This window comes from Bradyrhizobium sp. 27S5 (assembly GCF_037217225.1).
Lineage (GTDB): Bacteria > Pseudomonadota > Alphaproteobacteria > Rhizobiales > Xanthobacteraceae > Bradyrhizobium > Bradyrhizobium septentrionale.
Genome location: NZ_CP147714.1, coordinates 5455811 through 5480927 on the forward strand (window position 1 = coordinate 5455811; position 25117 = coordinate 5480927).

At 60.2% G+C, this 25117-nt stretch carries 25 protein-coding genes; 18 read left to right on the plus strand and 7 right to left on the minus strand.

Annotated features, from left to right (window positions below):
* The first annotated feature begins 48 nt into the window (after nucleotides 1–48).
* Both tssH and WDM24_RS25675 read left to right on the plus strand, forming a co-directional pair.
* Nucleotides 49–2685: a type VI secretion system ATPase TssH gene (gene tssH / locus WDM24_RS25670; RefSeq protein ID WP_338827609.1), complete on the plus strand. Its 2637-nt coding sequence runs from the start codon at nucleotides 49–51 to the stop codon at nucleotides 2683–2685.
* Nucleotides 2686–2690: 5 nt separating this feature from the next.
* Nucleotides 2691–4277, plus strand: a complete 1587-nt coding sequence (locus WDM24_RS25675; RefSeq protein WP_338827611.1) for a class I SAM-dependent methyltransferase — start codon at nucleotides 2691–2693, stop codon at nucleotides 4275–4277.
* An 84-nt stretch (nucleotides 4278–4361) separates the two neighbouring features.
* On the opposite strand, the gene WDM24_RS25680 is transcribed toward WDM24_RS25675, so the two are convergent.
* Nucleotides 4362–4991, minus strand: coding sequence for a hypothetical protein (locus tag WDM24_RS25680; protein WP_166297563.1), 630 nt, complete (start codon nucleotides 4989–4991; stop codon nucleotides 4362–4364).
* 128 nt (nucleotides 4992–5119) lie between these two features.
* On the opposite strand from WDM24_RS25680, the gene WDM24_RS25685 reads away from it, so the two are divergent.
* Both WDM24_RS25685 and WDM24_RS25690 read left to right on the plus strand, forming a co-directional pair.
* Nucleotides 5120–5998 carry a hypothetical protein gene (locus WDM24_RS25685; RefSeq protein ID WP_166297564.1) on the plus strand — a complete coding sequence of 293 codons (879 nt, stop codon included), beginning with the start codon at nucleotides 5120–5122 and terminating at the stop codon, nucleotides 5996–5998.
* A gap of 41 nt (nucleotides 5999–6039) precedes the next feature.
* Nucleotides 6040–7422, plus strand: coding sequence for a hypothetical protein (locus tag WDM24_RS25690; RefSeq protein WP_338827613.1), 1383 nt, complete (start codon nucleotides 6040–6042; stop codon nucleotides 7420–7422).
* A gap of 93 nt (nucleotides 7423–7515) precedes the next feature.
* Here WDM24_RS25690 and WDM24_RS25695 read toward each other — a convergent pair whose 3' ends face one another.
* Complete coding sequence (locus WDM24_RS25695) at nucleotides 7516–8433, minus strand: isoprenylcysteine carboxylmethyltransferase family protein (RefSeq protein WP_338827615.1); 918 nt, start codon at nucleotides 8431–8433, stop codon at nucleotides 7516–7518.
* A gap of 67 nt (nucleotides 8434–8500) precedes the next feature.
* Between WDM24_RS25695 and WDM24_RS25700 the strand changes: the two genes are divergently transcribed.
* Entirely contained in the window at nucleotides 8501–10291 is a 1791-nt protein-coding gene (locus WDM24_RS25700) for a caspase family protein (RefSeq protein ID WP_338832446.1), read from the plus strand.
* Between the two features lie 348 nt (nucleotides 10292–10639).
* Here the strand turns inward: WDM24_RS25700 and WDM24_RS25705 are convergent, their stop codons facing one another.
* Together WDM24_RS25705 and WDM24_RS25710 are read right to left on the minus strand one after the other, a co-directional pair.
* On the minus strand, nucleotides 10640–11575 hold the full coding sequence (locus WDM24_RS25705) for a hypothetical protein (RefSeq protein ID WP_166297566.1): 936 nt from the start codon (nucleotides 11573–11575) through the stop codon (nucleotides 10640–10642).
* Between the two features lie 564 nt (nucleotides 11576–12139).
* Entirely contained in the window at nucleotides 12140–12568 is a 429-nt protein-coding gene (locus WDM24_RS25710; protein ID WP_029080184.1) for a universal stress protein, read from the minus strand.
* Nucleotides 12569–12869: 301 nt separating this feature from the next.
* Between WDM24_RS25710 and WDM24_RS25715 the strand changes: the two genes are divergently transcribed.
* Nucleotides 12870–13133 (plus strand): hypothetical protein, encoded by a 264-nt coding sequence (locus WDM24_RS25715; RefSeq protein ID WP_338690161.1) that lies wholly within the window; start codon nucleotides 12870–12872, stop codon nucleotides 13131–13133.
* A gap of 77 nt (nucleotides 13134–13210) precedes the next feature.
* Here WDM24_RS25715 and WDM24_RS25720 read toward each other — a convergent pair whose 3' ends face one another.
* The 3 genes from WDM24_RS25720 to WDM24_RS25735 form a co-directional block, all read right to left on the minus strand.
* The gene (locus WDM24_RS25720; protein WP_338827619.1) at nucleotides 13211–13711 is read right to left on the minus strand and encodes a Spy/CpxP family protein refolding chaperone; all 501 of its coding nucleotides are present in this window, start codon (nucleotides 13709–13711) and stop codon (nucleotides 13211–13213) included.
* Between the two features lie 261 nt (nucleotides 13712–13972).
* Complete coding sequence (locus WDM24_RS25725; RefSeq protein ID WP_165124350.1) at nucleotides 13973–14149, minus strand: hypothetical protein; 177 nt, start codon at nucleotides 14147–14149, stop codon at nucleotides 13973–13975.
* Between the two features lie 666 nt (nucleotides 14150–14815).
* Entirely contained in the window at nucleotides 14816–15049 is a 234-nt protein-coding gene (locus WDM24_RS25735) for a hypothetical protein (RefSeq protein WP_029080182.1), read from the minus strand.
* Between the two features lie 453 nt (nucleotides 15050–15502).
* Here WDM24_RS25735 and WDM24_RS25740 point away from each other — a divergent pair, with 453 nt between their 5' ends.
* The 12 genes from WDM24_RS25740 (at nucleotide 15503) to WDM24_RS25795 (ending at nucleotide 25033) form a co-directional block, all read left to right on the plus strand.
* A complete protein-coding gene (locus WDM24_RS25740) occupies nucleotides 15503–15697 on the plus strand; it encodes a hypothetical protein (RefSeq protein ID WP_166297570.1) in 195 nt (64 codons plus the stop codon).
* Nucleotides 15698–16119: 422 nt separating this feature from the next.
* On the plus strand, nucleotides 16120–16974 hold the full coding sequence (locus WDM24_RS25745) for a hypothetical protein (RefSeq protein ID WP_029080180.1): 855 nt from the start codon (nucleotides 16120–16122) through the stop codon (nucleotides 16972–16974).
* A gap of 404 nt (nucleotides 16975–17378) precedes the next feature.
* Entirely contained in the window at nucleotides 17379–18704 is a 1326-nt protein-coding gene (locus WDM24_RS25750) for a tyrosine-type recombinase/integrase (RefSeq protein WP_338827621.1), read from the plus strand.
* A 58-nt stretch (nucleotides 18705–18762) separates the two neighbouring features.
* The gene (locus WDM24_RS25755) at nucleotides 18763–19497 is read left to right on the plus strand and encodes a hypothetical protein (RefSeq protein ID WP_338827623.1); all 735 of its coding nucleotides are present in this window, start codon (nucleotides 18763–18765) and stop codon (nucleotides 19495–19497) included.
* Nucleotides 19498–19787: 290 nt separating this feature from the next.
* Nucleotides 19788–19976, plus strand: a complete 189-nt coding sequence (locus WDM24_RS25760; RefSeq protein ID WP_338827624.1) for a hypothetical protein — start codon at nucleotides 19788–19790, stop codon at nucleotides 19974–19976.
* A complete protein-coding gene (locus WDM24_RS25765; protein WP_338827626.1) occupies nucleotides 19973–20191 on the plus strand; it encodes a hypothetical protein in 219 nt (72 codons plus the stop codon). Before WDM24_RS25760 ends, WDM24_RS25765 begins: the two co-directional genes overlap by 4 nt.
* Nucleotides 20188–20427 (plus strand): hypothetical protein, encoded by a 240-nt coding sequence (locus tag WDM24_RS25770; RefSeq protein ID WP_338827627.1) that lies wholly within the window; start codon nucleotides 20188–20190, stop codon nucleotides 20425–20427. Before WDM24_RS25765 ends, WDM24_RS25770 begins: the two co-directional genes overlap by 4 nt.
* A complete protein-coding gene (locus WDM24_RS25775; RefSeq protein ID WP_338827629.1) occupies nucleotides 20427–21737 on the plus strand; it encodes a DUF3631 domain-containing protein in 1311 nt (436 codons plus the stop codon). Before WDM24_RS25770 ends, WDM24_RS25775 begins: the two co-directional genes overlap by 1 nt.
* A complete protein-coding gene (locus WDM24_RS25780; RefSeq protein WP_338827630.1) occupies nucleotides 21734–22195 on the plus strand; it encodes a hypothetical protein in 462 nt (153 codons plus the stop codon). The genes WDM24_RS25775 and WDM24_RS25780 overlap by 4 nt, the downstream gene beginning before the upstream one ends.
* A 59-nt stretch (nucleotides 22196–22254) precedes the next feature.
* Nucleotides 22255–23259, plus strand: a complete 1005-nt coding sequence (locus WDM24_RS25785; protein ID WP_338827631.1) for a hypothetical protein — start codon at nucleotides 22255–22257, stop codon at nucleotides 23257–23259.
* The gene (locus WDM24_RS25790; RefSeq protein WP_338827632.1) at nucleotides 23260–24144 is read left to right on the plus strand and encodes a head maturation protease, ClpP-related; all 885 of its coding nucleotides are present in this window, start codon (nucleotides 23260–23262) and stop codon (nucleotides 24142–24144) included.
* A gap of 364 nt (nucleotides 24145–24508) precedes the next feature.
* Nucleotides 24509–25033 carry a hypothetical protein gene (locus WDM24_RS25795; protein ID WP_338827634.1) on the plus strand — a complete coding sequence of 175 codons (525 nt, stop codon included), beginning with the start codon at nucleotides 24509–24511 and terminating at the stop codon, nucleotides 25031–25033.
* The last annotated feature ends 84 nt before the right edge of the window (nucleotides 25034–25117 follow it).

Here is a 25117-nt window from a genome sequence, read left to right on the forward strand (position 1 = left end):
CACGATGAGCCGGACATCGCCCGGGGGAATTGAGCAGGAGGCCCCACCGTGACCGACATCAGCCTTGAGGCCGTGACTGGAAAACTGAACCGCGCTGGCTACGATGCCTTCATACAAGCCCTGCGCCACGCCAAAAGCGCGAGCAACCGCAACATCGAGCTCGCACACTGGCTGTTTCACATCCTGCAGCAGGAAAGGACGGACCTCAGCCTCGCGGTGGATCACTACAAGCTCGACCGCGCGCGGCTGCTGTCGGACCTCGCAGGCGTCATCAACGGCTTCCGCAAGAACGAAACCGACATGCCGGGGGTCGCCAATTCGGTCATCGATATTCTCGACCGTGGCTGGCACTATGCCACGCTGTTCTTCGGCGAGACCCAGATCCGCACCGGCCATCTCCTGGTCGCCGGACTGAAATCGAATGAGATCCGTCGTGCGCTCAACAACATCTCGCAGGAATTCGTTAAGATAAACGTAGACGCATTGGCTGCGGAGCACCGCGCTGTCTGGGCAGGCTCCGAGGAAGAGACCATGCGTCCGATGGACAGCTCCGGATTGGCCGGTGCCGGCACCGACGGCGCGGACCGGGCAGGTCCCAAAGGAACAACACCGCTCGACCGGTTCTCCCAGGATCTCACCGCCAAGGCCAAGTCGGGCCAGATGGACCCGATCCTCGGTCGAGACGACGAGATCCGCCAATTGATCGACGTGTTGATGCGCCGGCGGCAAAACAATCCAATTCTCACCGGCGAAGCTGGCGTCGGCAAGACCGCCGTGGTCGAGGGATTTGCGCAGCGCATTGCCGCTGGCGAAGTGCCGCCGCCACTGCGCAACGTCAGGCTCTGCGCGCTCGACATCGGCCTGATGCAGGCCGGCGCCTCGATGAAGGGCGAGTTCGAGCAGCGCCTGCGCTCGGTGATCGACGAGGTACAGAATTCCCCTACCCCCATCATCCTGTTCATCGACGAAGCTCACACGCTGATCGGCGCTGGTGGCGCGGCCGGCACCGGTGACGCGGCCAATCTGCTTAAACCTCCCCTCGCCCGCGGCACGCTGCGTACGATCGCCGCCACCACCTGGGCAGAGTATCGCCAGTACATCGAGAAGGACCCCGCGCTCACACGACGCTTCCAGCCGATCCACGTCGATGAGCCGGATGTCGCGACCTGCTGCATCATGTTGCGCGGCCTCCTCGGCCCGATGGAGAAGCACCATGGCGTTCGCATTTCGGACGCCGCGATCGTGACCGCGGTCAACCTGTCGCATCGCTACATTCCATCTCGACAGCTGCCGGACAAGGCGGTCAGCCTGCTGGACACTGCCTCGGCACGGGTAGCCATCAGCCAGAGCGCAACGCCGGCCCTGATCGAGGACGCTCGCGTCGCCATAGCGGCTCGCGAGGCCGAACGATCAGCGCTGGTCAGCGACGGCGATCTCGGGGACGAGAACGCCGAGCGCATTACCGCAATCGACGGCGACATAGCGGCGCTGAAGGACAAACTGACCGGCCTGGAGGCCGATTGGGCCAAGGAACAGGAGCTCGTCAAGGACATCCGCAGCATCCGCGAAATCCTCTCCGGAAGCGGAGACGAAGATCGGGCCGCGGAACGCGTGGAGTTGCGCGGCAAGTTTGAGACCCTGGAGGGCATCAATCCGGAAAAGCGGATGATCTATGCCCATGTGGACCAACAGTCGGTGGCCTCTGTCGTGTCCGACTGGACTGGTATCCCGACCGGCAGAATGATGCGTGACGAAATCGAGACCGTCCTGAAGCTGCCCGAAATCCTCAATCGCCGCGTGGTTGGCCAGTCCCATGGACTGACGATGATTGCCAAGAGAATCGAGACCAGCCGCGCCAAGTTGGACAACCCGTCCAAGCCGATTGGCGTTTTCATGCTGGCCGGACCGTCTGGGGTGGGCAAGACAGAAACTGCCCTTGCGCTTGCCGAAACCCTTTATGGCGGCGAGCAGAACATGATCACGATCAACATGTCGGAGTTCCAGGAGGCGCATACGGTCTCGACCTTGAAGGGAGCACCTCCGGGTTATGTCGGCTATGGTGAAGGCGGTCGGCTCACCGAAGCGGTCCGGCGCAAGCCTTACAGCGTTATCCTGCTCGACGAGGTGGAGAAGGCCCATCCCGACGTCCATGAGATTTTCTTCCAGGTGTTCGATAAGGGGGTCATGGAGGACGGTAACGGTCGGCGAATCGACTTCAAGAACACGTTGATCATTCTGACCACAAACGTCGGCACTGATCTCATCATGGGCCTGGCGCGCGATCCAAAGTATCGCAACGAGCCGGAAGAACTCGCCAGGCTGCTGCGGCCCGAATTGCTGAAGGTGTTCCCTGCCGCGTTGCTTGGGCGCATTGTTTCGATCCCCTACTTCCCACTTTCGGACGAGATGCTTGCCGGCATCGTCAGATTGCAGCTCGACCGGATCGGACAGCGCTTGCGCGATAATCACAAGGCTGCCTTCGGCTACGACGATGCAGTCGTCGAGCACATCGTATCCCGTTGCAACGATCCGGACTCCGGCGGGCGGATGATCGATAACATCATCACCAACACGCTGCTGCCCGAACTGTCGCGTGAATTCCTCAGCAAGTCTCTCGCCAAGGAGGAAGTCAAGCAGACGCGCGTCTCGATCGTGAACGACAAGTTTGCATATTCGTGGAACTGACTGCGATGAACATCCAGACCGAGCACCGCCAGCCGACCACCGGTACCACAGCATACGATGAGGTGTATTATCCAGGGCACGTCTACGGACACACTCACCCGAACCATCTGGCGGCAATCGCAACGGTCTATGGCATGCAGCCGGCTCCGGTCGAGCGCTGCCGCGTTCTCGAGCTCGGCTGCGGCGTTGGCGGCAACCTGTTGCCGATGGCCTTTCAATATCCAGACAGCGAGTTCATCGGTATCGACCTGAGCGGCGCTACCGTCGAACGCGGCCAGCGAAATATCGCCGCATTGGGCTTGAGCAACATCAAGCTCCTGCATTGCGATATCATGGATGTCGACGCCGCCTTCGGACAGTTCGACTACATCATCGCGCATGGCGTGTATTCATGGGTACCCCCGAACGTGCGCGAGAAGATGATGAGCATCTTCAAGCAGAACCTGGCACCCCAAGGGCTCTGCTACGTCAGCTATAACGCGCACCCGTTCTCGCATCTCCGCGACATGGTCCGCGACATGATGCGTTACCACACAAGGCACATCACCGGGATGAAGGAAAAAGTGGGACAAGCTCGTGCCATCGTGAAATTTCTCAGCGACGGCTCGAAGTCCAACTCGGTGCACGGTGCAGTCATGCGCGATCAGTGCAACCGCGTCCTCAAGGCTCCGGACGAATTGCTTTTTCACGACGATCTCGATCAGGGCGCGACGGCCTTCCTGTTGCACGAAGTCGTCGAAGGCGCTGGCCGGCACGGGCTGCAATATCTGAGCGACTCCGATTTCTCGCGACGCTATCTTGCCGGTTACACCGAAGAGGTCCGCGCCACGCTGCAGCGCTTTCCCGAAAGCGAGTTCATGGCGCGCGATCAGTATCAGGACTTCATCGACGGCAACGGGTTTCGGCGTACGTTGCTCTGCCACGATGGCATCTCCCTTGACCGCCAGGTCGATCTCGACTTCATCACCCGGTTCTATCTGCTGAGCGCCACCAGCTCACGTCGCCCCGACGTCTGCCTGACCGACGAGTCCGAGATGGAATTTGAGACTCAGGACGGCAGCCGAATCACGGTGACCAAGCCGCTCCTGAAGGCTGCGCATCTTTGTCTCGGCCGGGCCTGGCCGCGCGCACTCTCGTTCACTGAACTGCTCGATGGCGCCCGGACGCTGCTCGAGGGCCGGCAAACAGACGATGACCAACGGATCTTGACCGAAGCGCTATACATCCTGGCATGCAGCGGAGAGATCTCCTTTCTGAAATCACCACCCTTTCTCGTGAAGGAAGCCACTGAACGCCCGCAGGCGAGCCTGCTCGCCCGCAGACAGGCGCAGACCGGCCCGCTGGTCACCAATCTGCTCCACCAGACCGTACAGTTGGAGGACGACAGGACGCGCCAGTTCCTGCAGTTGCTCGACGGCTCTCGGACGATCGGGCAAATTGCAGCCGAAATGACTGAACGCTTCGGACCGACCATCCAGGTCAAACAAGTGGATGATGCCGGGCAGCCCGCCGAGCCGCTGCTGCTCTCGACCCGAGACAGCGTTGACCGTTCGCTGGCGACGGTCGGAAAGCTGGGTTTGCTGGTTGCCTGACGCTTTCAACGGCGTCGACCTCGGTAAGGAACCGGCGGCAGCGAGCAGGTCCGCCAGTTTGTGGAGCGGACGCAGCCCGTCCCATCAACCGTCGTGGGTGTATTGTTGGCCGAGGAGCCATCCGGTGAGAATGCCGCCAGGTCCGCTGGCATAGACCGAATTTAGGCCCACACCGGCGCGCAGCATCCGCCACTCATGTTCGCCGACCCAAGGAATGCCGGGATCACCCTTCTGATATTGCGACAGCAGCGTTCGGGCGACCTCTGCGGCATTGGCGTAGATCGGGCCGTTCGCCCAGCGGGGTCGCGGTAGACCTGTCATGCGGCAATAGAGCGCAGTGCAGACATAGGCGGACGCCTCCTCCGCATTGGCGTCAAGGCCGGTGCGCAGCAGATCGTAAGCCGCATGCAAGGCCTCATGGACGATATAGGCTTCGTCCATCCGCCCCGTCGCCGACACGACCTCCAGCGTATTCGCCGCGACGACGGTACCATCCGCCCGTGTTCGCGCGACATCGTTATATTGTGCCGCAACACCTGCCGCGAGGTCCGTCGGAACTCCGACGCTGACCTGTCCCAACCGGATCGCACGTGCGACGTGATGGAACGTTTGCGGTGCAATCGTCACGTGGCTGCCACGGATCGGAAACCGAAAGCGCATGCGCGCGACCGCCGGGCCGTTGAGCACGTCTAGCACCCTGCTCCGAAGTGACATCGGATCGTCCTTGCTCTTTACACTGATCCACGAATGGTGGTCGGCCTTTCCGGTTGGGAGGTTCAGTTGAACCCGGCCCCGTCCGGACCAGACCAATCGGAGACTGGCTTTGTCTCTGAGGCGGCCCCGTGACGACCACCGACCCGACCACGACCGACACCTACCGGAAGATCGCCGCGCGGCTAACCATGCTTCGGCCACAGATCGATCTGTCGAAATATTTCGCCGGGCCGAATCCCAATGTCCGCCTCTATGACGAAAAGGCCTATATCCGACGTCAATTGGAGAAGTACGGCGTGGCGGCCGCGACGAGCACGCTCGACGGCGTCACGTTTCTGCCGAAGGATTGGGAAGACCTGATCAAGGTGCTGCGGATTGCCAAGACGTCGGACGGATTCGACGCCTTCGCCGAAGGGAAAAGCCCGGAGAAACCGTCGCATTGGGCCCTCGATCTATCGATGGCAGCGACAATCGGCACGGGATTTCGGGAGATCTGGCGCCCAAGGCTATCCGACCGGCCGCTCTCGACGCGAGACCTTCCGGGCCGGCACGGCTTCGGGTTGGGGCGCGGCCGAGGGCAATGGAGCGACGACTATAGTGCGCAGTTCGGCAAGGACCCGCAGCCGCAAGACATCACGTCGCTGCATTTCGCAGTAGCACCCGACCGGGTCAACGTTCACATCGACGAGACGGGCTTCGTGTTCGAGGGCGCAGACGGCGCCCTCACGGTCGGACCGAATTTCGGGCACCACGCCGTCAATGAACTGTTCTGGAAGAGCAACCCTCACCTGCCGCGCTGGGCGATCGATCACATCGACCTGATCCTGCCGAACAGCGCCAACGATTTTTCGCGATTTGGTGTTTCGCTCGACATATTTCAGCGGAAGAACTTTCGCGTTACGGTCACGGGGTCCTGCGGAATTTTCGGCGGATTCGAGTGCTCGGGAACGTTGAGCGTCAGTGGGACGCACGATCTGCTAGGCTCCAAGCCAAGAGGCGCGCGCTGACGTTCCGCCACTGATAACGACCACATCGCTGGTGATCAGTCATGCCGCAATTGAAAGACAAAGTCGGTCGGTTTGCCGCGACGGGTCGCAGCTGCCAGAACTGGAAGCAAGACCAGGAACTGGTCATTTCGCTGCTCAACAAGATCGCCATTTCCGACGGAGGCGCCGAGACCACGCTCAAACCGCAATTGGTCGTGACGGGTCACGCCAGCGACAGCCTCTACAGCTCGATTCTGTATTTCCAGCAGAAAAACTTCCCGGGCACGCCCGACGGCTATATTCGGCCTGGCGGCCCAACGTTCAGCCGGCTCGTTGACCTCGCGACAAAGGTGGCCGCCAAGCCTTCCCCTCCAAAGGGTCAATGGGATGCGATCTCTACGCCATCCGTCGATGCCGCGCTTCGCAAGGGTTTGCTCGACGATTCCAAGCTGGATTACGCGGAAGTGGTCGATATCATCCGGGCGACCGTCGCGGACGGCACGGTCACTTCATTCGAGCTGGATGACCTGACCACGATTGCGAGCACCTCCAGAACGCTCTCTCCGACTTCGAAAAAGCTCATCACGCTCTTCGTCGGCGACGAAAAGAAGAAGTGGCTCGGAGTTGGACCGTACGACCTCAATTCGGATCAAAAGAAGCTCGCCGCGGAGATGGTCTGTGATTTCCTCAAGAACACGAGGACCACATTCTTTCCGAAGCTCGACCCGCACCGCGTCGGGATCGGGATTCTCAGGCGCATTGCGAAGCCGAGCCTCATCGATCAGGATCAGGCAAGCATGTGTGGCCCCTCCGCGCTGATGTTCAGCTACGCGTCGGACAAGCCGGGGCAGTATGCGCGGTTCGCCATCGACCTGTATCAAAAGGGGCAAGCGAGCCTCGGCCGCCTGCTGATCAAGCCGGGAAAGGACGTGAAGAACTACACGCCGCCCTACTCGCTGGACCACGTCGATTGGCTGACATGCGCCTCCATCCGCGACTCCGAAAATTGGTTCCTCGATTTTGACGACACCGGCAGAATAAGCGATGTCGCGGGGATCACGCTGCCGAGCGAAATGGAGCAATGGTTCCGCAAGGCGGGATACCGGGACGTGCGCGAGGAAACCAATCTGAAATTCAGCAAGGGCATCGACAGCGTCAACGAAGCCAACGCCCTGCTCGCCGGCGGATATCGCGTATGCCTTTTCATAAGCGCCAACATGATCGAGTTTGACGACCAATCTGATGAAGGCTCCGTGTTGACGAGGCACTGGGTCGTCTTGCGTGACAGGATACAAGTGTCGAACGGAAACGTGACGACAACGATCTTCACATGGGGCAAAGGAGATTACGCGATACCGCATCCGGGCAAAGGAGGCGCTCTGAAGCCCCTCCCCCTTGGGGACTTTGTTATGAATTATTACGGCTACGTTGCCGCCAAACCGTAACTGGCCCTCGCTGGTATCCGCGGTCTGCCGAGACGATTCCCTCAGTCGTCCCAGCCTCTACAGGTGACATCGGGATCGCCGCGCAGCGCGGCGCTAGGCTTGCGGATCGACGGCCTTGGTCGACAGCTTCCGGCCCGCGTGACGAGCCAATCGCCCCATGCATGTGGGGATCAGTCTTGCCGGGATCAGGAAGGGCGTTCTCGCGGCGTAGGCGTCATATTCGGGGAAAGCCAGCCGAAGAATCCGCTCTTCGTTGATCATGCGCCGGCATTGAATCGTCACAACCATAATCGCGATGAGCACGGCGAGCGGTGAAAGCACCTGGAGTGTCACGCCGATCAGGGCAACCATCTCACAGAGGTAGAGGGGATGCCGGACGATTCGGTAAGGCCCGTTCGTCACAAGGCGTCTTGCCTCGGCCAGAATGCTGAAGGATTTGCCCAACCAGCGAAGGACCACAATACACAGTGAGGTCGCCACCAGGATCAGTGCCGTGGACAGGATCGACCAGATTGGACCGAGCTCCGCCTTTGGAAGGAACGCGAGCGCGATGCTTAGGAAAGTGCCCAACAAGGCTGATATCCGCGTCTCAATACCCTTCGACTTCATGATGGGGACCAGGCGGGTCATGGTCGTCACTGCCACCAGGCTGAGAAAAAGCACGTTTGCCATGTGGGCAGCGACCATCAGCAGCTTGGGAAAACTGTCCAACGGGAGCAGGTGCGGGATGCCAGCGGCGCCGACAACAGCAGACCCGCCGTAGATGATGATCACTGCGGTTCTCGCGGTCCAGTCCAGCCAGGGATTGACGCCAAAACTGGCGTTCCCGTTGCTGGCTGTCGCGGGGTCCGTCTGGCTGAGCTTTACGTCAGTCACAGCACTGATCTCGCCCGTTCGAAAATCGCGGTTACTAAAAGCCACGCCTCCGGGAAGGTCAATCGGCCGGCCAGGGCGCGCCATCTTGCCGCCCCGGTTCCACTTTCCGCAGATTGCCTTGCGGATCATCGACATGCGATTGAACCGTTTCGGTCGTGACGGCACACATGTAGAAGACATTCATTTGAACAGTAGCATCGCCATGCGTGCACGCTGCTTCGCAAAACTGCGACAAATTTGCCTCTTTCTTATCGTGCTGCTGTTTTGTCAGCCGGCATCGGCTGCGAGCCGTGTCGCCCTCGTTATTGGCAATTCTTCATACAAGAACGCGGCGCCCCTCTCGAACCCAGTCAACGACGCCCAGATTGTCGAGGCGACACTGAAGAATGCGGGTTTTGACGTGGTTCAAACTCGCCTGGATCTTCAGGCGGCCGAGATGCGACGTGCGCTGCGCGATTTTGCCGACCAGTCGCGCGACGCGGATGTTGCTGTCGTCTATTATGCTGGTCATGGCATCGAGATCGAAGGTACGAACTATCTGATCCCGGTCGATGCCACCCTCGAGCGCGATACGGACGTCTATGACGAGGCGTTTTCGCTCGATCGGGTCCTGCTGGCCGTTGAACCGGCAAGGCAACTGCGGCTTGTGATTCTCGACGCTTGCCGCAACAATCCTTTCTCCGACAAAATGAAGCGAACGGTTGGCTCGCGCGCGATCAGCCGCGGCCTTGCCCGCATTGAGCCCCCGACATCGAATACGCTCGTGGCCTTTGCCGCCAAGGCTGGCTCGACGGCGTCGGACGGCAACAGCAAGAACAGTCCGTACGCATCCGCACTGGTGAAGTATATCGGAACTCCCGGCCTGGATTTGCGCAGGGTGTTCGGTTTCGTCCGCGACGACGTGATGAAAGCAACAGGTAATCGGCAGGAGCCGTACGTCTACGGCACCCTTGGCGGCGACGATGTGCCGCTGGTGCCAGCCAAGGAAGTTGCCAAGGAAACTGCCAAGCAAACTGCCAAGGAAGTTGCCCGGGAAGCCGCCCCAGCGCCAACGCCGCGGTCCGAAATGCGGTATGACTACGAACTCGCGCTGCAGGTCGGCAACAAGGATGCATTGAACTTTTTCATCGCCCAGTATCCTGACAGTTACTACGCAAATCTGGCAAAGCTTCAGCTTGCCAAGGTTGATGCGGAGGAGAAGCGTGCCGCTGCGGCCGAAAAAGCGCGTCAGGCGGAGCAGGAACAGGCCCGGCTCATCAACCAGGGCGCTCAACAGACGCAACTCGCCAAGGCGGCCTCGGACCTGAAAGCAGCACAGGAAGCTCGGGCGGCCGCTGAGGCAGCCAAGGAAGTCGCGCAACAACAAGCGGCTCAGGCTGAACAGAAGCGTCCCGCGGCTGAGAGCGCCGCGACCGCCGCTAAGAGCACCGCGCCAGCAGCTCCCTCCGCGCCAGACCAACCGCGAGAGCCGAGCGCAAATGCGGGTCCCAAGGTGGCCGCGCTGCCCAGTCCGCAGGCGACCGTGCAGCCAACAGCACCAGCCGCGGTTGCCAAATTGCTACAGACCGAATTGCGCCGGGTTGGTTGCTTCACAGGATCGCTCAGCGGGGAATGGGACACGGAATCGCGGCGCTCGCTCGAGCTGTTCAACCGAAACGCCGGCACCAAGTTCGACGCAAAAGTCGCCAACGCCGATGCGCTTGACGCGATCAAGCTCAAAACGGCGCGAGTTTGTCCCTTGATTTGCGGATCCGGCCTTAGGCGAGACGGCGATCGCTGTGTCAAGATTACCTGTGCCGCAGGTTACTTCCTCAATGACGACGACGAATGCGAGAGGCGCAAGGCACGTCATGCCCCGTCCGCCAGGCTCGAGCGCGGGAGCAGGGATCGCGAGGCGGAGGCTCCGGCAAGACCCGCACGGCCGAAGGCCGAGGCCAACGCAGGCAGAAGGGGCGACGGCGGAATGCCCTTCATGCCCTTCTTCTTTCCCTGACGGGTCTGTTGCCGCAATCGGTGCACGTTCATCCGGTGGTCGATTGCACCCGGTCCCGAGTGCGTCGAGATTCGACCTGACGGTACAATTCACATCCTACTGAAGGCGCCTCCCCTGGTGGCAGCGCCGGAACTGATGGACCCGTTCGATGCCCGGCGTCGCGAGCGCGACTAAGGTCTCGCCGACGGTACCAAGCAAAAGTACTTCTACGCTTGGCGCGGCGGTCCGCTGTTCAAAGGCGAGAATAACGAGCCCCTGCAGCCAAACGATCCGCAGTTCGTCGTCGCATACTTATGAATTACTACGGGTACGTTGCTGCCAAACCGTAAAAGCCGAGAACGAGCGATCTCACCACGCGTTGAAGTTGCTGACGAGTTGCCTGTCCAGGGACAGGCTTTCCATGCCACTGGAAAGCAAAATACCGCTTCGGTCATGGTGTCCACTCCCGGGCATGTTCCGTTTGTGGTGCAAGAAGTGACCGAACTCGTGCGCCATGACGCCAATGAATGCTTCGCCATAGTCGAACACGGGTGGATTGCCCTGGTCGACAACCACGCATACCTGCTCATCAGGCAGATACTCCCCGGCCGCCTCATTATCCTTTGCATCATAGTCGCCGACGAGAAAGCACGTAAGGTCGGCGCCGCGCCCCTTCAACGGCACGATATCCTTTCGAAAAACATCCCGCGGGATTTTGGGCGCCAGGGCTTTCTGGACCGTAATCCATGTGGCCTCGGCCGGGGTGAAAAAGATATTTGCCTGAGCCCCGAACGTCCAGTTCAGCTTGGTGAGGAACGATGGCACGTCATCCGGCGTCCATTTCGTGGCGTTGATCACTTTGCCGGATTGATCGAGGCGCTTGAGGAATTTGAACGCGACCGTGAAATCTTTGCGCGGCAGAATGGCGACATCCAACTTGATGCTTGCGTTGCCGCGGATGGCCTTAAGTTCCGGAATGCCTTTATCTTTGGGCGAGACCTTGAGGCCACGCGCAGGGCCGTCCGGCCGTGCGGTGGCATACAGCGCTGTACGCAGACGCAGCAACTGATCGTCGCGCTCCTGACCCTTTTGCTCCCTGAAGCGAAACTTGATGTATTCCTGAGCGACGCGTTCGACGTCATCGAGGCGCACATCCTCGACCAGCAACCGATTGCGATCATACGACAGGCCAACGTCCTTGCTGTCGCGGAGGCAAACCAGGTTGAAGCCTTCCCGAGGAACGATCATGAAGTTTTGCGCAGCGAACACACCAGAATTCTGCAAGAACTGAACGAAGCTCGCCATAGCTCTCCCCAACCTCAATCCACGATGGTGTCGCGCCCGGTCCATCGCGCCGGGGATAACCATCCGGGATCATTGCTGTCCGGTTGGGCGAGCATAGCGAAAATTGGCTTTGCGAGGCAATTTGTCGGCTTCGATTTTACTTGATGTCGAATTGAACCCGGGTCGATGATCTTGCGGTAATTTTTTCGGATCTTTCCTGACCGGCGACCGCGACCACGCCGAAGCCGCAACGGCGTCCTGTTGGTCACGCTGTTTCGCGGCGACCCGATCTAGCTGGCGTCGGCCTTCTCCGAATGTGGCGCGCGCTGGAACGTGATGTCGGAGACGGAGTTCTTCTCGGCCACGTGTCAGTTCGGCGCATCGTCGATCCGGTGGTGAGCAAGCCGTTCACCGAGGGCCTCGCCATCCGCCCGTTCAGGCCGAAGATCCACTACCCTTTCTCCCACGCACGAAGCGCCGTTCCGGATGGCGCAGGATTTCGCCAAACTGCTGCGGCGCACCTTGCGGGCGTGAACTTCGCGCTCGAAGCCGGCGCCAGCGCTTTCTATCGGGCGATCTGCGCGTTCACTGACAAACCAGCACGGGGGTCTTCGCCTGCGTCAGCACCTTGTTTGTCACGCTGCCGATCAGAACTGCGGAGAGTCCGCTACGTCCGTGCGATGACATGACAATAAGGTCGCAGCCTTTGTCCTTGGCCGCTGCGATGATGGCCTGATGCGGTTGCCCGCTCTCCGCTTGAATCGTCTCGCAGGACACACCGGCCTCCCGGGCCGCACGAGCCGCGCCATCCAGCGCGCTGGTGGCCTGTTCCTTGCGTATCGCAGCATATCCGGCGAGCACCTCACGGTACCGTGCCCCTAGCTCTGAAAGGGGCTCCAGGACAAAGATCACCGATACCTTGGCTCCGAGGGATTTCGCGAGCGCTACCCCGTGCGCGACTCCATGCTCCGCCAGTTCCGACCCATCTGTCGGAATGAGAATATGCCGGTACATGCTTCACCTCCCGATTATCTGCATGACGCATCGCTGCCTTCCGAACGAAAGCTGAGCCTTCGTTCCAGATACGGTCTTGAGATAGATCAATCTATCGCTCCGCGCACCGCGGTCCGGATCTCTGCAATTGATCCAAAGCAAGAAAACTCGATCGATAGGAAGCGTGCACGCTTGCTTGCACCCTTGATCTAGATCATGGCGGACCCGGGACCTTCGCCACGACATCACGTAGGTGACGGCTCAATCCCTGCGATAATGCGCAGGCATCGGGCGATCCTCGCATCGCAAAGGGAGCACGCTGATGTGGGTACTGATGTACGTGTTCTCATATTCGGTCAGCCCGGCCGCTACGATCGACAAGGCGGAATGGAGGCTGCTCCCAACTGTGGTGTTCCAGGAATTCACGAGCGAGGAGCGATGCAGGGCGGCCAAGGCCACACTTGAAGGCAGCCTCAAAGAGGCGGGCGCGAAGCTAAGGAGCGGCCTGGAAGACCTGAAAAGTGTTGGCAAAGCCGACCCGGCACAGATCATCATTGCTTACAACGTGGAATGCCTTCCGAAATAACGCTCCAGATGGCGCGATCGTCCACGACGGCCGAGCTTCGGCAAGCCGGCCATGCAGGCCCGCCTCTCGGCCTGGCTCTAATCGTCCTCGTCCTCGGGTTCGTCATCATGCTCGATCGCATCTCGCATCCCGCGCATGACGGCGAACGATACGAAGGCCATTCTCCTCTTCTGATCATCGCTCAACGTCTTGTAGAGCGGCTCCCAGGCATCCGCGAGCTTCTTGAGATCAGTCCCGCGTTGAATGAGCCGATCCGCCCGTCGCTGCATGAGTTCAACCGGACTGCCGTCACCGAGAATCGAGCCTTTCTCGTGCAATTCGGCTATCCGCTCCAATCGGGCTTGCCGATTCTTCGCTCGCGCGCGGATGGCATCCTCGATGGCCGGCCAGTATTTCTCTTGGTCGGGCGTCAATTGCAGGGCGGCCTTGACGATGCCGACGCGCATATCCGTCAAGGCTTTCAAGTCGGCGGCGCTGGGTTGTGCTGCTCCGGCAGTCGGAGATGTCTCCGCTGCGCGGGTGAGAGACGACGTTGTGAGCAAAAGTGCAATCGCTGCGGCAGCTGTAATTCTAGTCATGACAAACTCCTGAGCTGCTTCTCATTGATGTCCCTGACAAGAAGCGCACAACCGGATCGGCCGCGGGTTGATCTAGGTCAAATGGCACGGAAGCGGAAATATGGACACGCGTCGAGCCGTTCAGGAAATGCCGCGCGACTTCAGGTCAGTCCACCTCGGGCTATGACCGGCGTAACGGCGTGCTCATCCATGCGATTTTCGCCATGACGCTGCATAGCGCCACCTGGATCGCACGGTCCGATTTGAGCAACAACGGAACGCCTAGTCGCGGTTACGTTTGGGCCGATCCAGGCGCAGCCTCTGCGCTCTCATGCGCTTTATTTCTTCGTCGAGCGCACTCATTTTCTCCTCGTGGCGTTCGTCCTTCGACTTTGGCTTATCGCTATTGCGTAACTTTTCGAGCGCTTTCTCGACCGAGAGCTTTGGGGTGTCGGCCATTGGTCCTCCGAAGCGATCCAATCGTCGTTCAATGTGGCTGGCAGCGGTGTTGCCGGGGCTGGAGCGAACTCCCCTTTCCTCCGGCATTCGGACAACGATCTGAGTGCCGCGTTACGCCTCTCCTCTGCCATCGAGTGATCGGCAACGGCTTACGTCCCGCTAGCCTCGATACCTCCTCGGCTTACTGGCAGAGGTGTTGGCGGCCATCCTCACCCCGAAAATACGTACCGGGTGTGCAGACAAAACCCTGACCGCTGGAAGGATAGTTATAATAGCCATAAGCGCCGGCCGCAGCCGCTGCTCCCACAGCAGCGGTTCCGACCACTGCCCTTCGTGTCTGGCGACGGGCGACACCCGCGACGCTCACCGGCGTCAAAGGGCGACCGACGCGCGCTTGCGCGCTCTGGACAGAGATCGAGACACCGCTCTGCTCCGACCAGTCAAAAGACAGCAGCATGGCACACGCGAAGATGGACGTCGCTAGCGTGATCGTCTTCGAATTTGTCGGCATGGCTCTTCCTCCAATCTGCGGGTCCTACCCGGTCTGGTTTGAAAGCCAAGAACCCGGAGAGCCGTTGATCTGGATCAAGCTTTTCCAGATGCGTTCGCTGCGCGGACCCCCGGGTGGCGGAATTCGGGTCTGCGTTCTCGCCGATCTTGAAGACCTTAAAGCGGGAGCTCGCCCTGGCCGTTCGTCCAATCGATGAGATCGATCCGGAGCCCTCGCCTCAGCATCTCGGTCTCAAGATTGCTCGCATGCAGCTTCCATTCGGCCGTCGACCGGACCCGGAATTTTGGATCTTCACCAATAGCCTCGAACTCATCGTCGGCTTCGAGCGCGCCGCGAACAGCCTCGTACATCATCTTGAGGCTCGCGTCGGTGAACGCGCCGTACTCCATCGATCCTCTCCTTAAAGACTCAAACAGAGGAGCTCGCCACGACGGCGATCGCGGCGATCTTTTGCGTGCAACAAATCCAAACGCGGTCGTGCTGAAGTGCGACCGGTTCTGATCAACGAAGCGTAGCGGAGCGACGGCTGAACTATCCACCACCGCTCAACCGGATCAGTATTGATACTGGGACTGCGGGCAGACCATTTGACCGGACTGATCGTAATAGCAGCCTTGGTTTCCGTAATAGCCGTAGCTGCCATAGTATGCGCCGGCAGCGGTCGCGGCGCCGACGGCGGCAGCACCGTAACCCCAGCCAGGGCGATAGTAACCTCTGCCATATCCGGGATAACCGGCGACCGGGCGGCCGGGGCGACCTGCAATCGGCCGGCCCGGATAGCCCGGACGGCCGGCGATCGGGTGTGATGGCCGCGGGCGGCCGGCAACGCGATATCCTCCACCATGAACCCTTCCGCCAGCTACATGCATGCCACCGCCACGCATCCCGCCACCGTGAAAGCCACCTCCGCCGCCGCGGAATCCGCCGCCTCCTCCACGACGGGCATAGGCATCATCGGGAAACACGCAGACAGCAACGAGAAGCAGAACTGCCGAAGCGGCGAGGATCCAACGAAGCATGGCGCGCCCTTTCTCTAACGAACGATTTGGCGAACGACGAAGCTGCGACTCGTAGGCGCCGCGAGATTGACGTAGATCAACGGAATGCGATCGCGTCGGAATGAAACTCGCCCCGCCGTGGCGCTTTCGAACGTCAGGTGTTTCCCGGCTCTCGGAACCGCAAGCAATGTTCCTTTGGCACGATTTGCACTTTGGCGGCGACATGCGGCGATCGGGACGGCTTCGGGGATAGTGACGTTCTGGCCGTGATTTCTCCAACCTCCTTCGCTTTGGCCGTGTTCATGTAAAGGGCAGGATCGCCTCAGGGCGAGGATGAACGTGCTGAAAACGGATGTAACGTGTGCGAGCTGTGGCGCAGGTTTCCGCCGGCTGGAGCTATGGTCAGAGCCCGGCGCCATCGGTCGTGACGCAGACACAGCTAGGCTGGAGAGGATGCCAAGATGATCACGATTCCTCAACTGACCGCGCAAGCCCTTGGCTCATTTCTTGCCAAGGAAACTGAAGGCCGATTCCGCTCCTCACATTCCGATTTGACCAAGCTGCTGCCCTTTGCCGCCAGGCTGACACTGGAGTGCATCGGTAACAGCGATGCACTCTATCACGATATCGAACACACCATGCTGGTGACCCTGGTCGGGAACGATATCTTGGCCGGAAGGGCGCTGCAGCGAACCACCACGGCCGACGACTACGCGAACTTCATTCTGGCCTGCCTTGCCCACGACATCGGATACGTCCGCGGCATCGTCGAGGGCGACGAGGATGACGCGTATGTCGCGGACCTCAGCGGCCGCACCGTCCAGTTACCGGTTGGATCGTCCGACGCCGCGCTTGCGCCCTACCATGTCGACCGCTCAAAACTGTTTGTGATTGAGCGGTTCGATGCCGTGGAGGAAGTCGATGCGGCCCGAATTGCCCGGGCAATCGAGTACACCCGCTTCCCCTATGCGACGACACCAAACATCGACACGGACGATCTCAACGAGGAGGAAGGGTTACTGTTGCGCGCCGCCGATCTGATCGGCCAACTCGGCGACCCCCATTACATGCGAAAGTCAAATGCGCTTTTCCACGAGTTCGAGGAAATCGGGCTGAACAAGAAGCTCGGCTACGCGACACCCGCCGATATCGTCTATAAATTCCCGCAGTTTTACTGGACCAATGTCGCACCACAGATCCAGCTTGCGATCCGCTATCTTAATGTGACGTCCAGCGGTCGCCAATGGATCGCCAACCTTCACAGCAACGTCTTCCGGGCTGAACGCGAGGTAAATCTGTCCGGCCCCCAGAGATAATCCCCTTTCCTGGTAGACGATGACGTCTGAGCGCGATTGGTCGGGCTCGTCTGCTGCCCACATCGGACAACGCCACAGCTTCGCGGATACAGCCCGCCTTCGCCCTTTGGGCTTCGGCGCGGCAGCCTTCGCTCACTTCGCTACGATGGAGTTATGCTGGCTTGCCCAGCCGTAGCTCGCGAAGCGAGCGAAGGCTGGTGGGGGAGGCAGGACTCGAACCTGCGAAGCCATGAGGCGGCTGATTTACAGTCACTTTCAAGCGGCAGACACAGCCCGACAAATCAGGACAATAGATTAGTCTCCAGCTCAGAAAACATTGGGAAAGAGCCGAAATGTCTGGCTATGTCACCGACACGGGGTAACATAGTCAGACAGACTTGACCCGTTACCCCGGCGATACCCCCATGGCCGCTGACGTTCTGACAGTCACCCGGATCGATGGCGCCAAGCCGCGCGTCGGCCCGAATGGCAAAGCGATCCGCACCGAGATCCCGGACGCCCGGCAGGCGGGGCTGTACCTGATCGTCCAGCCAAACGGTAAAAAATCTTGGGCGGTACGCTACCGGCACGCTGGTGCGCCGAAGAAGCTAACCCTTGGCCCCTACCCTGGCCTCGAGCTGAAAAAAGCACGGCGCCTCGCCGGCAACGCTTTTACGGCTTTGGCGGAGGGCCACGACCCCGCCGCGCTGAAGCGCGCCAATCAGGAGCAGGAGCGCAAGGCGGCCGCGGAGAAGAAGCGAGGTCAGCGTGACCGCTTCGAAAACGTCGCCCGGGACTTTATTGAGCGCTATGCGAAACCTCGCGCGAAGAAGAAGGGGCGCCCCGACGCCTGGAAGGAAACCGCCCGAATTCTCGGCCTCAAGGCGGCGGCGGATGATCACGGCGAGCTCGCCGAGCACCGCGGCGAATTCATCCCTTATTGGCGCGGCCGGAGGATCCAGGAAATAACCAAGCGAGACGTCGTCGAGCGAATAGAGAAAATCGCCGACCGGGCGCCTATCATGGCGAACCGGTCACTGGCAGCCATCCGCAAGCTGTTCAATTGGGCGGTGGCGCGCGATATCCTTCCCGCCTCGCCGTGCATCGGCGTCGCCGCCCCCTCCCCTGAGAGGAGCCGGGATCGCGTCCTGACGGACGATGAGCTTCGCCTGGTCTGGACCGCGGCTGACATCGACGGCTGGCCCTTCGGACCGATCGTCAAGCTGCTAATGCTGACCGGCCAACGAGAGGCGGAAGTTGCCGGCTTGTCGGCAAAGGAAATCGACACCGGCACCCGCCTTTGGTCACTCGCCGGATCGAGGACCAAAAATAGTGAATCCCATGACGTCCCCCTCTCCGATCCGGTGCTTGAGATCATCACGGCCCAGCCGAGGATCGGCACAAAGGGCTTCCTATTTTCAGTCGATGGCGAGCGTCCGGTCACAACCTTCTCCCGCGCGAAGGACCGAATTGACGCGGCGATCGTCTCAGCGCTGGGAAACGGCGCGAAGCCGATACCGCATTGGACTTTTCATGACCTCAGGCGAACCGCGGTCAGCGGAATGGCGCGCCTCGGCATCGCTCTGCCCGTCATTGAAAAAGTGGTCAATCACAAGTCCGGCAGCTTTCGCGGTGTCGTCGGCGTCTATCAGCGTCACAGTTTCTCGGAAGAAAAGCGGGCTGCGCTCGACGCATGGGCGACGTTCGTTATGAGCGCCATTGTAGATCAGAAGCGCGCCGGTGAGGGCTAAGCCGGTGCAACCATACAAAATAATCAGGCTCGTCTCCGATTCTCGGACGATCCAGATCGTGATGATTGAGAATGAAAGCGGAATGTGGGAGCGCTTCGTTAAGCCCAAGAACAGCGAAGAAAGTATAAGGACCGCTCGCAAATACTTTGAGCGAGAGCTGCCCAAGCTGACGGCGGACGCAACCCGGCACCAGCGGCAGAGTGCGCTCTATCTACAGCTCTTCAACGAACTCAATATAACGCGCGATGGTCTTCAGCCAACCAAGAGTTCAAAATGGAACGGTGCCTGGGCATCGGATCTGACTGTCGCAGCTCGCTCAGGCGACAAGGACGCGGAAGCTGTTCTTCGGAAAGCGGCAGTCGGGTTTCTCCGGCGACGCGATTCGTTACCGGTAGAGCTATACGAGTTTGTTATTGCACAGCTAGGTGGAACCACCGGCGCAGCGAAAGGAGGTAGGCCTCCTGTGCGCAACCTCTCTGCGCTTCGCGATCATTCCATTGCTTATATGGTGCAGCAGGTCATGCGATGCAGTGATCGGAGGCTGACTGCCACAAGGAACGAGGCAACCAGAAAGACCGAGTCGGCCTGCTCGATGGTGACTAAGGCGTTCAATCTTGCGATCGGCGTCCTCCACCAAAAAGGCGAATGCAAGCACGAGAAAAAACTCAGTGAAAAACGTGTCTCGGAAATCTGGCGAGCAAGAAATGCCGATTTCCCAAAAACCCGACCGCAGGTGTCGCTGCCATCCGCTCAAGCGGCGATGAGTCACTTGGGATGGGTTGTACCCAAATAACCCGATGAGTTTCTCGGGTATGACAGTGTTCTAAAGATGAGGCCATTTGCTGCTCGCTGACTTTCACAGACAGGAGTAGCAATGTCAGACACCAACACATCTCGATTGCTTCCCGGCCCTGCCGTCGACGCGCGTTACGGAATTTGCAGCCGCACGCGCGCGAGGTGGAAGAACAGCCCGGATCTCAATTTTCCAAAGCCGGCAATGTCCGTAAACGGACGGGAATATTACGACGAGAATCAGCTTGTCGCTTGGGAGCGCTCTCGGAATACCAGCTCGAGGGCAGCCTAATGCAAAACAAGAACCCCGCCACAAAGGGCGGGGCTGTGTCTGTCGGTGATCTGCTTGGCGGCGATCTTCCTCAGAATACAGCCAGCCCCCTGACCTTGCAAGCGACGCGCATCATGTCGCGCTTCGCTACGCCCGTCGCAACCGCCTTTGTCCTGGCCGAACTGGCCTACGCCGGAGGCCAGTCATGAGTACTGAAATCGATCGCATCATCTCCGGCGTTGTCGGCGGCTCCGTGTCCATCGCGGCCGTGCGCGATCCCAGCGACGGTACGCTCCGGTTCGCCGTGACGTACAAATCCCGCGGCATCTTCTGGATGTCGCGCGCTCGCTTCCCTGAAAGCCATATGGCGGAAGCAGCCGCAATAGCGCTCGGCGAGTGGCTGTCTGCGAAGGTGGTGCTATGAACCAGCACACGGCGATCACGCCCCTTAAGGTAACCGACCCGAAAATCAGAAAACTGCTTCAAATTGCGGGCTTGCGGTTCGTCTATTCGCGCGCCCGTTGGCTCGCCAGTGAAGCCGAGACGCTCGGCAAAGCAATTCAGTCGAATGGTCTGACCTGCGACGAGGTGGACGAGAGATTGACGGAGATGGGCATCCTGGATCTCGTTTATCCAGAACTCATGTCGGAGGCGGTTTGATGGATATCAGCACCGCCGACAACATCGAGCTTGATCGCTTTGTAGAACAGGTCGATCTCGGCCAGGGCGAACGAGTACTCCGCGAGATCTATGAGTTCATCGGCCGTTACGTGCGTTACCCTAGCGATCACGCGCAAGTTGCTCATGCATTGTGGATAGTTCACTCGCATTGCATGCAGCACTTCCATACTTCACCGCGACTTGCGTTCATGTCGGAGGAGAAGGAGTCCGGCAAGACCCGCGGGCTAGAAGTTACGGAGCCACTGACGCCTGGAGCTTTGCTCAGCTTCAATCTGTCACCGGCGGCTCTCGTTCGAAAAGTGGCCGAGGGCGGTCACACCATCTTGTTTGACGAGATCGACGCACTCTTCGGCAACAGCAAGCGCGAGGAAGGCAACCTTGATGTTCGATCTATCCTCAATTCCGGATACAAGCGCGGCGCCAAGGCATATCGTTGTGTCACCGTCGGCAAGCGCATTGAGGTCGAGGAGTTGGACTCGTTCGCTCCGGTTGCTCTCGCCGGCCTGAAGGATCTGCCCGATACGCTCGCCTCTCGCGCGATCATCATTCGAATGCGCCGGAGGGCACCTGATGAGCAGGTGGAACAGTTTCGGACTCGAATGATCCAGCCGATCGCCACCGGCATCTACGACAAGACCGCCAACTGGGCAGCCTCGTTGCCGGACTTGAGCGGTGCCACGCCGGAGATGCCGGCCGGGGTCACCGATCGGGCGGCCGAGTGCTGGGAACCGCTCTTGCTCGTCGCGGAGGTCGCGGGCGGCAAGTGGCCGCAGCTGGCGCGAAAGGCCGCAGTGCACTTCACGCAGGGTGGCAAGTCCGAGACCATGTCGCACGGCGTCGAACTCCTTGATCACGTCCGGGACGCATTCGGCACCGATGCGAAGCTGTGGACGGATAGCCTGTTGCAGCGGCTGCACGACCGACCGGAATCGCCATGGAAGAACATTGGCGGGCGACCGCTCGATGACCGCGGGCTCGCGAAGCGACTGAAGGGGTACGGGATCAAGTCCTGCGACGTCAAAATCTCAGGGACCAACAAGAAGGGATACCAGGCCGAGAGCTTCGCAGACGCGTGGAAACGCTACCTGCCCATTATGAGCGCTACCAGCGCTACCAGCGCTACCGAATTGAACAGTCAAAACAATCCGGTAGCCGAGGTAGCGCAGGTAGCGCACAAATGTGCCCTTTGCGGCGTAGGGGGGCAATTAGTCGAAGTGCTCCGCGGTGATGTCGGTGTTCATCTTCATCGACCCTGCATTGATGATTGGTCGGCGCGGGAATGTGCATGACCGAAATCTCGTCCCGCCCGGAAACCCTTCCACCGAGGCAGGGTTTAACCGGTTCTCCGACGGCACCGGTTTCGCCGACATCACCATTGTACGATTCAGCGGCCGAAAACCTGCGAATTGCTGCAGCGATAGAGGCCGGCGACGACTTGACACCGGAGGAACGCGCCGCGGCCGCGCAGGCGATCCGGTCGCTTTGCGCACCACCCCGGAATGCCGATCGCGATCAGATCCTTGCCGATGGGTTGGCACAGTTCTTCGGCCATCTGACTTCCGCCCGGTCGCGCGCGGAGGAGTTTCACCGCGCTTGGCGCCGCTACGAAGCCCACTCATGGCTGCACGAGCGGCTTCTCGATGAGCCGCCGCCAAAGCGCCGCGGCCGGATCGAGGAAGTCTTTTGGCGAGCGCTGCGAATTTATCCACACGTCCTGACCGCCGAGCGACTGAGGCGCCTGGGTTAAATTTACTTAACCCAGCAAATCGCCGAATCGTAGCGACGACACAAACGAGGAAATGCTCCATGGTCACCGTCACCGCCTTATCGAACGCCGACGCTCCGAACGCCGCGGCAGCAACTGCGATAATCGCGCCCATCGTCGGTGGCGGACCGCATGGCAAGCTGCCCGAGCCAGCGCTGTTCCACTACGAGGAACTGAAGCAGCTACAGAAGGAGGCTCACTCCCGTTTTATGCTGGTGGTGGACGAAATCTTCGAGTTGCGTCAGGAGCGCGCGCTCTTGAACCAGAACGTCACTTACATGAAATCTGCGCACCGCATCGAAGGCGGTCATCCGAGCTTGGCGACGGAAACCAGGAGATTGGCGACCATCGATCGCCGCCTTCCTTCTCTGCAGAAGCGCCACGATGAATTGCAGCCGGTCTGGGCCGAACTCGCGGGATTGACCAGCGCGATCGACGATTGGCTGCGCACCGCGCCTGCTGGGCTGCCCGAATACGTCGGTCCCGCTCCGACATTGAAGGCGAAGGAAACACTTCCGCAAGCGGTCGAGCGTTGTCGGCGCCGAGTTCGTGAGTTGGATGCCGACCTCCAGAAGTACCGCACGGCGCCGATCACGTCGGCCAAGGCGAAGGAACTGATCTGGGCAGAGATTGACCGGATTGCAGCCGCCGGCGAGCCCGACCTCACCAGCCTTATCGACCACGGCGAAGGCATTCGCTGGCCTATCCAAGCAGTAGCAGGCGCTGGCTACAAGTTGGCGGCCAAAGGTGCCACCGGGCCCCATACCACGTTCGATGGTCTAGCGGTCGACATCTGGAGAAACCGAGATGCGTACATCGCGCGGCTAGAGCAGCTGGTCGACGAAAAGTACGCGGACGACAGTTCAGCGCTCAGCGATGCCGAGCGTGCGCGGCTGATCGCCGAAGCAGAGCGCGACCTGCTTGCAACAGCTCGTGACGAGGAAGGCTTCATTCGCATGAGCGAGCAAGCCGGCACTCCAATCTCTCGCCGGCGCGATGCACATCCTGCAGCCGTGCTCGGGATCGAATGGCAAGGGGCGGTCTAAATGCCGAGCATTGCACGAAACGGAGAAATCCTCTTATCCGGTGCTGTCGGCGACGGCTTTTCGGGCGAATTCTTCACCTATCTCGACGTGGTTGAATCTCTCGCCTCCCTTGGCCGAAGCAGAGACGTCACTGTCCGGATCAATTCCGGGGGTGGAAGCGCTGCCGACGGGATCGCAATCTTCAATGCCCTGGATAGCCACAAGGGCAACGTGACCGTTGTCGTCGAATCCATCGCCGCGTCCGCGGCCTCGGTGATCGCCATGGCGGGGCAGAAGATCGTCATGCGAGCAGGCTCAATGATGATGATCCATGATCCGTCCGCCCTGACACTGGGGAACTCTTCAGACCACGCCAAGAGCGTCGAAATGCTCGAGACCATGGCAAACTCGATGGCGGACATCTATGCGGAGAAGACCGGCCGGCCCGTTGCCGAGATCAGGGCGGAAATGAAGGCCGAAACCTGGATGTCGGCACAGGAGGCGGTCGCCAAAGGCTACGCAACCAGGACTGATACAGCTCGCTCAAAGGAGCCAAGTGCCTTTGACTACAGATTGTATCAGCGGCCCCCGGACCGCATGGCGGCGCTCGCCGATGCGCGGGGATGGACGCAATCCGGCGCGGCCGTCACCGCCGAACGCCAGCGCGCTGCCGACATCCACGCGGCGTGCCAAATGGTAGGCAGGTCAGACAGGGCCACGGTCTTCATAGCCGAAGGCAAGTCGCTACGCGACGTGACAGCCATCCTTCAAACCGAGCGAGTATCGGCCGAGGAAATCCACACTCGACCAGCGACGAAGTTTGACCGGCCTTCCGCGCTTGACCGGAGCGTCGCTGAGATCAATGCCCGCTTCGACGCCAACCACCTTGTGTGGGGGGTTCGGTAAATATGCAGAGTTCGCCGGGGCTTTCCTTGCGATGCGTCAGCCAAACCGGACGGCGGGGCGAGCGTCTTCGGGCTCTCGCCCCCGAGCAGCCCCGCGGGGCATGGGTGACCGGGCCGGCCCAGATCAAAGGTACTTCCCAGCGTTTGGAGCAATACGGGGAAGCTGAGCGCTCGATAACGCTAGCGTCAGACCTCAAAACTTATGCAACGCACAACATGCAACCTGCAACGTTTCGAGACAAAAGCAAAATGGCATCAATAGCTAAGCGGGTGTTCGGAAAGTGTAGACGTTGCGTCTACGGTCTTAACTTGGGCCTTAAGTTAAGGCCCGCGGTGAACACCGAAGGTGACAGGGGTGCCACCCAATGAACAAAGCGGAACCGCTCATTTCGATCTCGGAGGCGGCCCGGCAGTTGGGCTTGCACAAGTCGACACTGAGCCGGCAGATCGGCCAGAAGCGAATTCGAACGCACGGCGGCAGAGTGCGCCTGAGTGAGGTTAAGGCCGATCGGTCGAACACCATCCCTATGCGGTCGGCCACAAGGGCAGCCAATCGGGCCCGGGCCTACGTCGAGACGTTCAAAAAGCGCCACAACGAAGAGTACATGGAACTGGCGGAGATCTTAGAGCCTCTTCTCCCGAAATCGAACTCGGGCGACTTCATGAGTGCGTCCTTCTCGCTGTGTCTGGCAGTCCTCGTCTACTGCGTCATCTACGAGGAGACGAACGAGTACGAAACCAGCAGCATCGAGTGGACCTGGCAGGAGGGCGAAGCCGTGGAGAATGGCGCCGCCGCTGGGGCCGCCGCTGCCGTGCGCAGGATCATCAGCCAACATGTTCGGATGCAGCGCGAGTTGATCGCGCAGAACCGCGGCCAACTGCGAAAATAGGAGATCGACCATGGCTGACCGGATCGTCCAGCGCATCCTTGCTTGGATACTGGCCGAAATAGGCCACTCGCTATTTCAAAACAG

What these genes read in the sequence shown, in the direction of transcription:
- WDM24_RS25760 (WP_338827624.1), top strand. Translation starts at nt 19,788, where the DNA reads ATGCAAAACAAGAACCCCGCCACAAAGGGCGGGGCTGTGTCTGTCGGT.
- WDM24_RS25700 (WP_338832446.1), top strand. Translation starts at nt 8,501, where the DNA reads ATGCGTGCACGCTGCTTCGCAAAACTGCGACAAATTTGCCTCTTTCTT.
- WDM24_RS25680 (WP_166297563.1), bottom strand. Translation starts at nt 4,991, where the DNA reads ATGTCACTTCGGAGCAGGGTGCTAGACGTGCTCAACGGCCCGGCGGTC.
- WDM24_RS25735 (WP_029080182.1), bottom strand. Translation starts at nt 15,049, where the DNA reads ATGGAGTACGGCGCGTTCACCGACGCGAGCCTCAAGATGATGTACGAG.
- WDM24_RS25715 (WP_338690161.1), top strand. Translation starts at nt 12,870, where the DNA reads ATGTGGGTACTGATGTACGTGTTCTCATATTCGGTCAGCCCGGCCGCT.
- WDM24_RS25745 (WP_029080180.1), top strand. Translation starts at nt 16,120, where the DNA reads ATGATCACGATTCCTCAACTGACCGCGCAAGCCCTTGGCTCATTTCTT.
- WDM24_RS25785 (WP_338827631.1), top strand. Translation starts at nt 22,255, where the DNA reads ATGGTCACCGTCACCGCCTTATCGAACGCCGACGCTCCGAACGCCGCG.
- WDM24_RS25790 (WP_338827632.1), top strand. Translation starts at nt 23,260, where the DNA reads ATGCCGAGCATTGCACGAAACGGAGAAATCCTCTTATCCGGTGCTGTC.
- WDM24_RS25720 (WP_338827619.1), bottom strand. Translation starts at nt 13,711, where the DNA reads ATGACTAGAATTACAGCTGCCGCAGCGATTGCACTTTTGCTCACAACG.
- WDM24_RS25775 (WP_338827629.1), top strand. Translation starts at nt 20,427, where the DNA reads ATGGATATCAGCACCGCCGACAACATCGAGCTTGATCGCTTTGTAGAA.
- WDM24_RS25695 (WP_338827615.1), bottom strand. Translation starts at nt 8,433, where the DNA reads ATGTCGATGATCCGCAAGGCAATCTGCGGAAAGTGGAACCGGGGCGGC.
- WDM24_RS25770 (WP_338827627.1), top strand. Translation starts at nt 20,188, where the DNA reads ATGAACCAGCACACGGCGATCACGCCCCTTAAGGTAACCGACCCGAAA.
- WDM24_RS25740 (WP_166297570.1), top strand. Translation starts at nt 15,503, where the DNA reads ATGAACCCTTCCGCCAGCTACATGCATGCCACCGCCACGCATCCCGCC.
- WDM24_RS25780 (WP_338827630.1), top strand. Translation starts at nt 21,734, where the DNA reads ATGACCGAAATCTCGTCCCGCCCGGAAACCCTTCCACCGAGGCAGGGT.
- WDM24_RS25675 (WP_338827611.1), top strand. Translation starts at nt 2,691, where the DNA reads ATGAACATCCAGACCGAGCACCGCCAGCCGACCACCGGTACCACAGCA.
- WDM24_RS25795 (WP_338827634.1), top strand. Translation starts at nt 24,509, where the DNA reads ATGAACAAAGCGGAACCGCTCATTTCGATCTCGGAGGCGGCCCGGCAG.
- WDM24_RS25750 (WP_338827621.1), top strand. Translation starts at nt 17,379, where the DNA reads ATGGCCGCTGACGTTCTGACAGTCACCCGGATCGATGGCGCCAAGCCG.
- WDM24_RS25690 (WP_338827613.1), top strand. Translation starts at nt 6,040, where the DNA reads ATGCCGCAATTGAAAGACAAAGTCGGTCGGTTTGCCGCGACGGGTCGC.
- WDM24_RS25765 (WP_338827626.1), top strand. Translation starts at nt 19,973, where the DNA reads ATGAGTACTGAAATCGATCGCATCATCTCCGGCGTTGTCGGCGGCTCC.
- WDM24_RS25705 (WP_166297566.1), bottom strand. Translation starts at nt 11,575, where the DNA reads ATGGCGAGCTTCGTTCAGTTCTTGCAGAATTCTGGTGTGTTCGCTGCG.
- WDM24_RS25725 (WP_165124350.1), bottom strand. Translation starts at nt 14,149, where the DNA reads ATGGCCGACACCCCAAAGCTCTCGGTCGAGAAAGCGCTCGAAAAGTTA.
- WDM24_RS25710 (WP_029080184.1), bottom strand. Translation starts at nt 12,568, where the DNA reads ATGTACCGGCATATTCTCATTCCGACAGATGGGTCGGAACTGGCGGAG.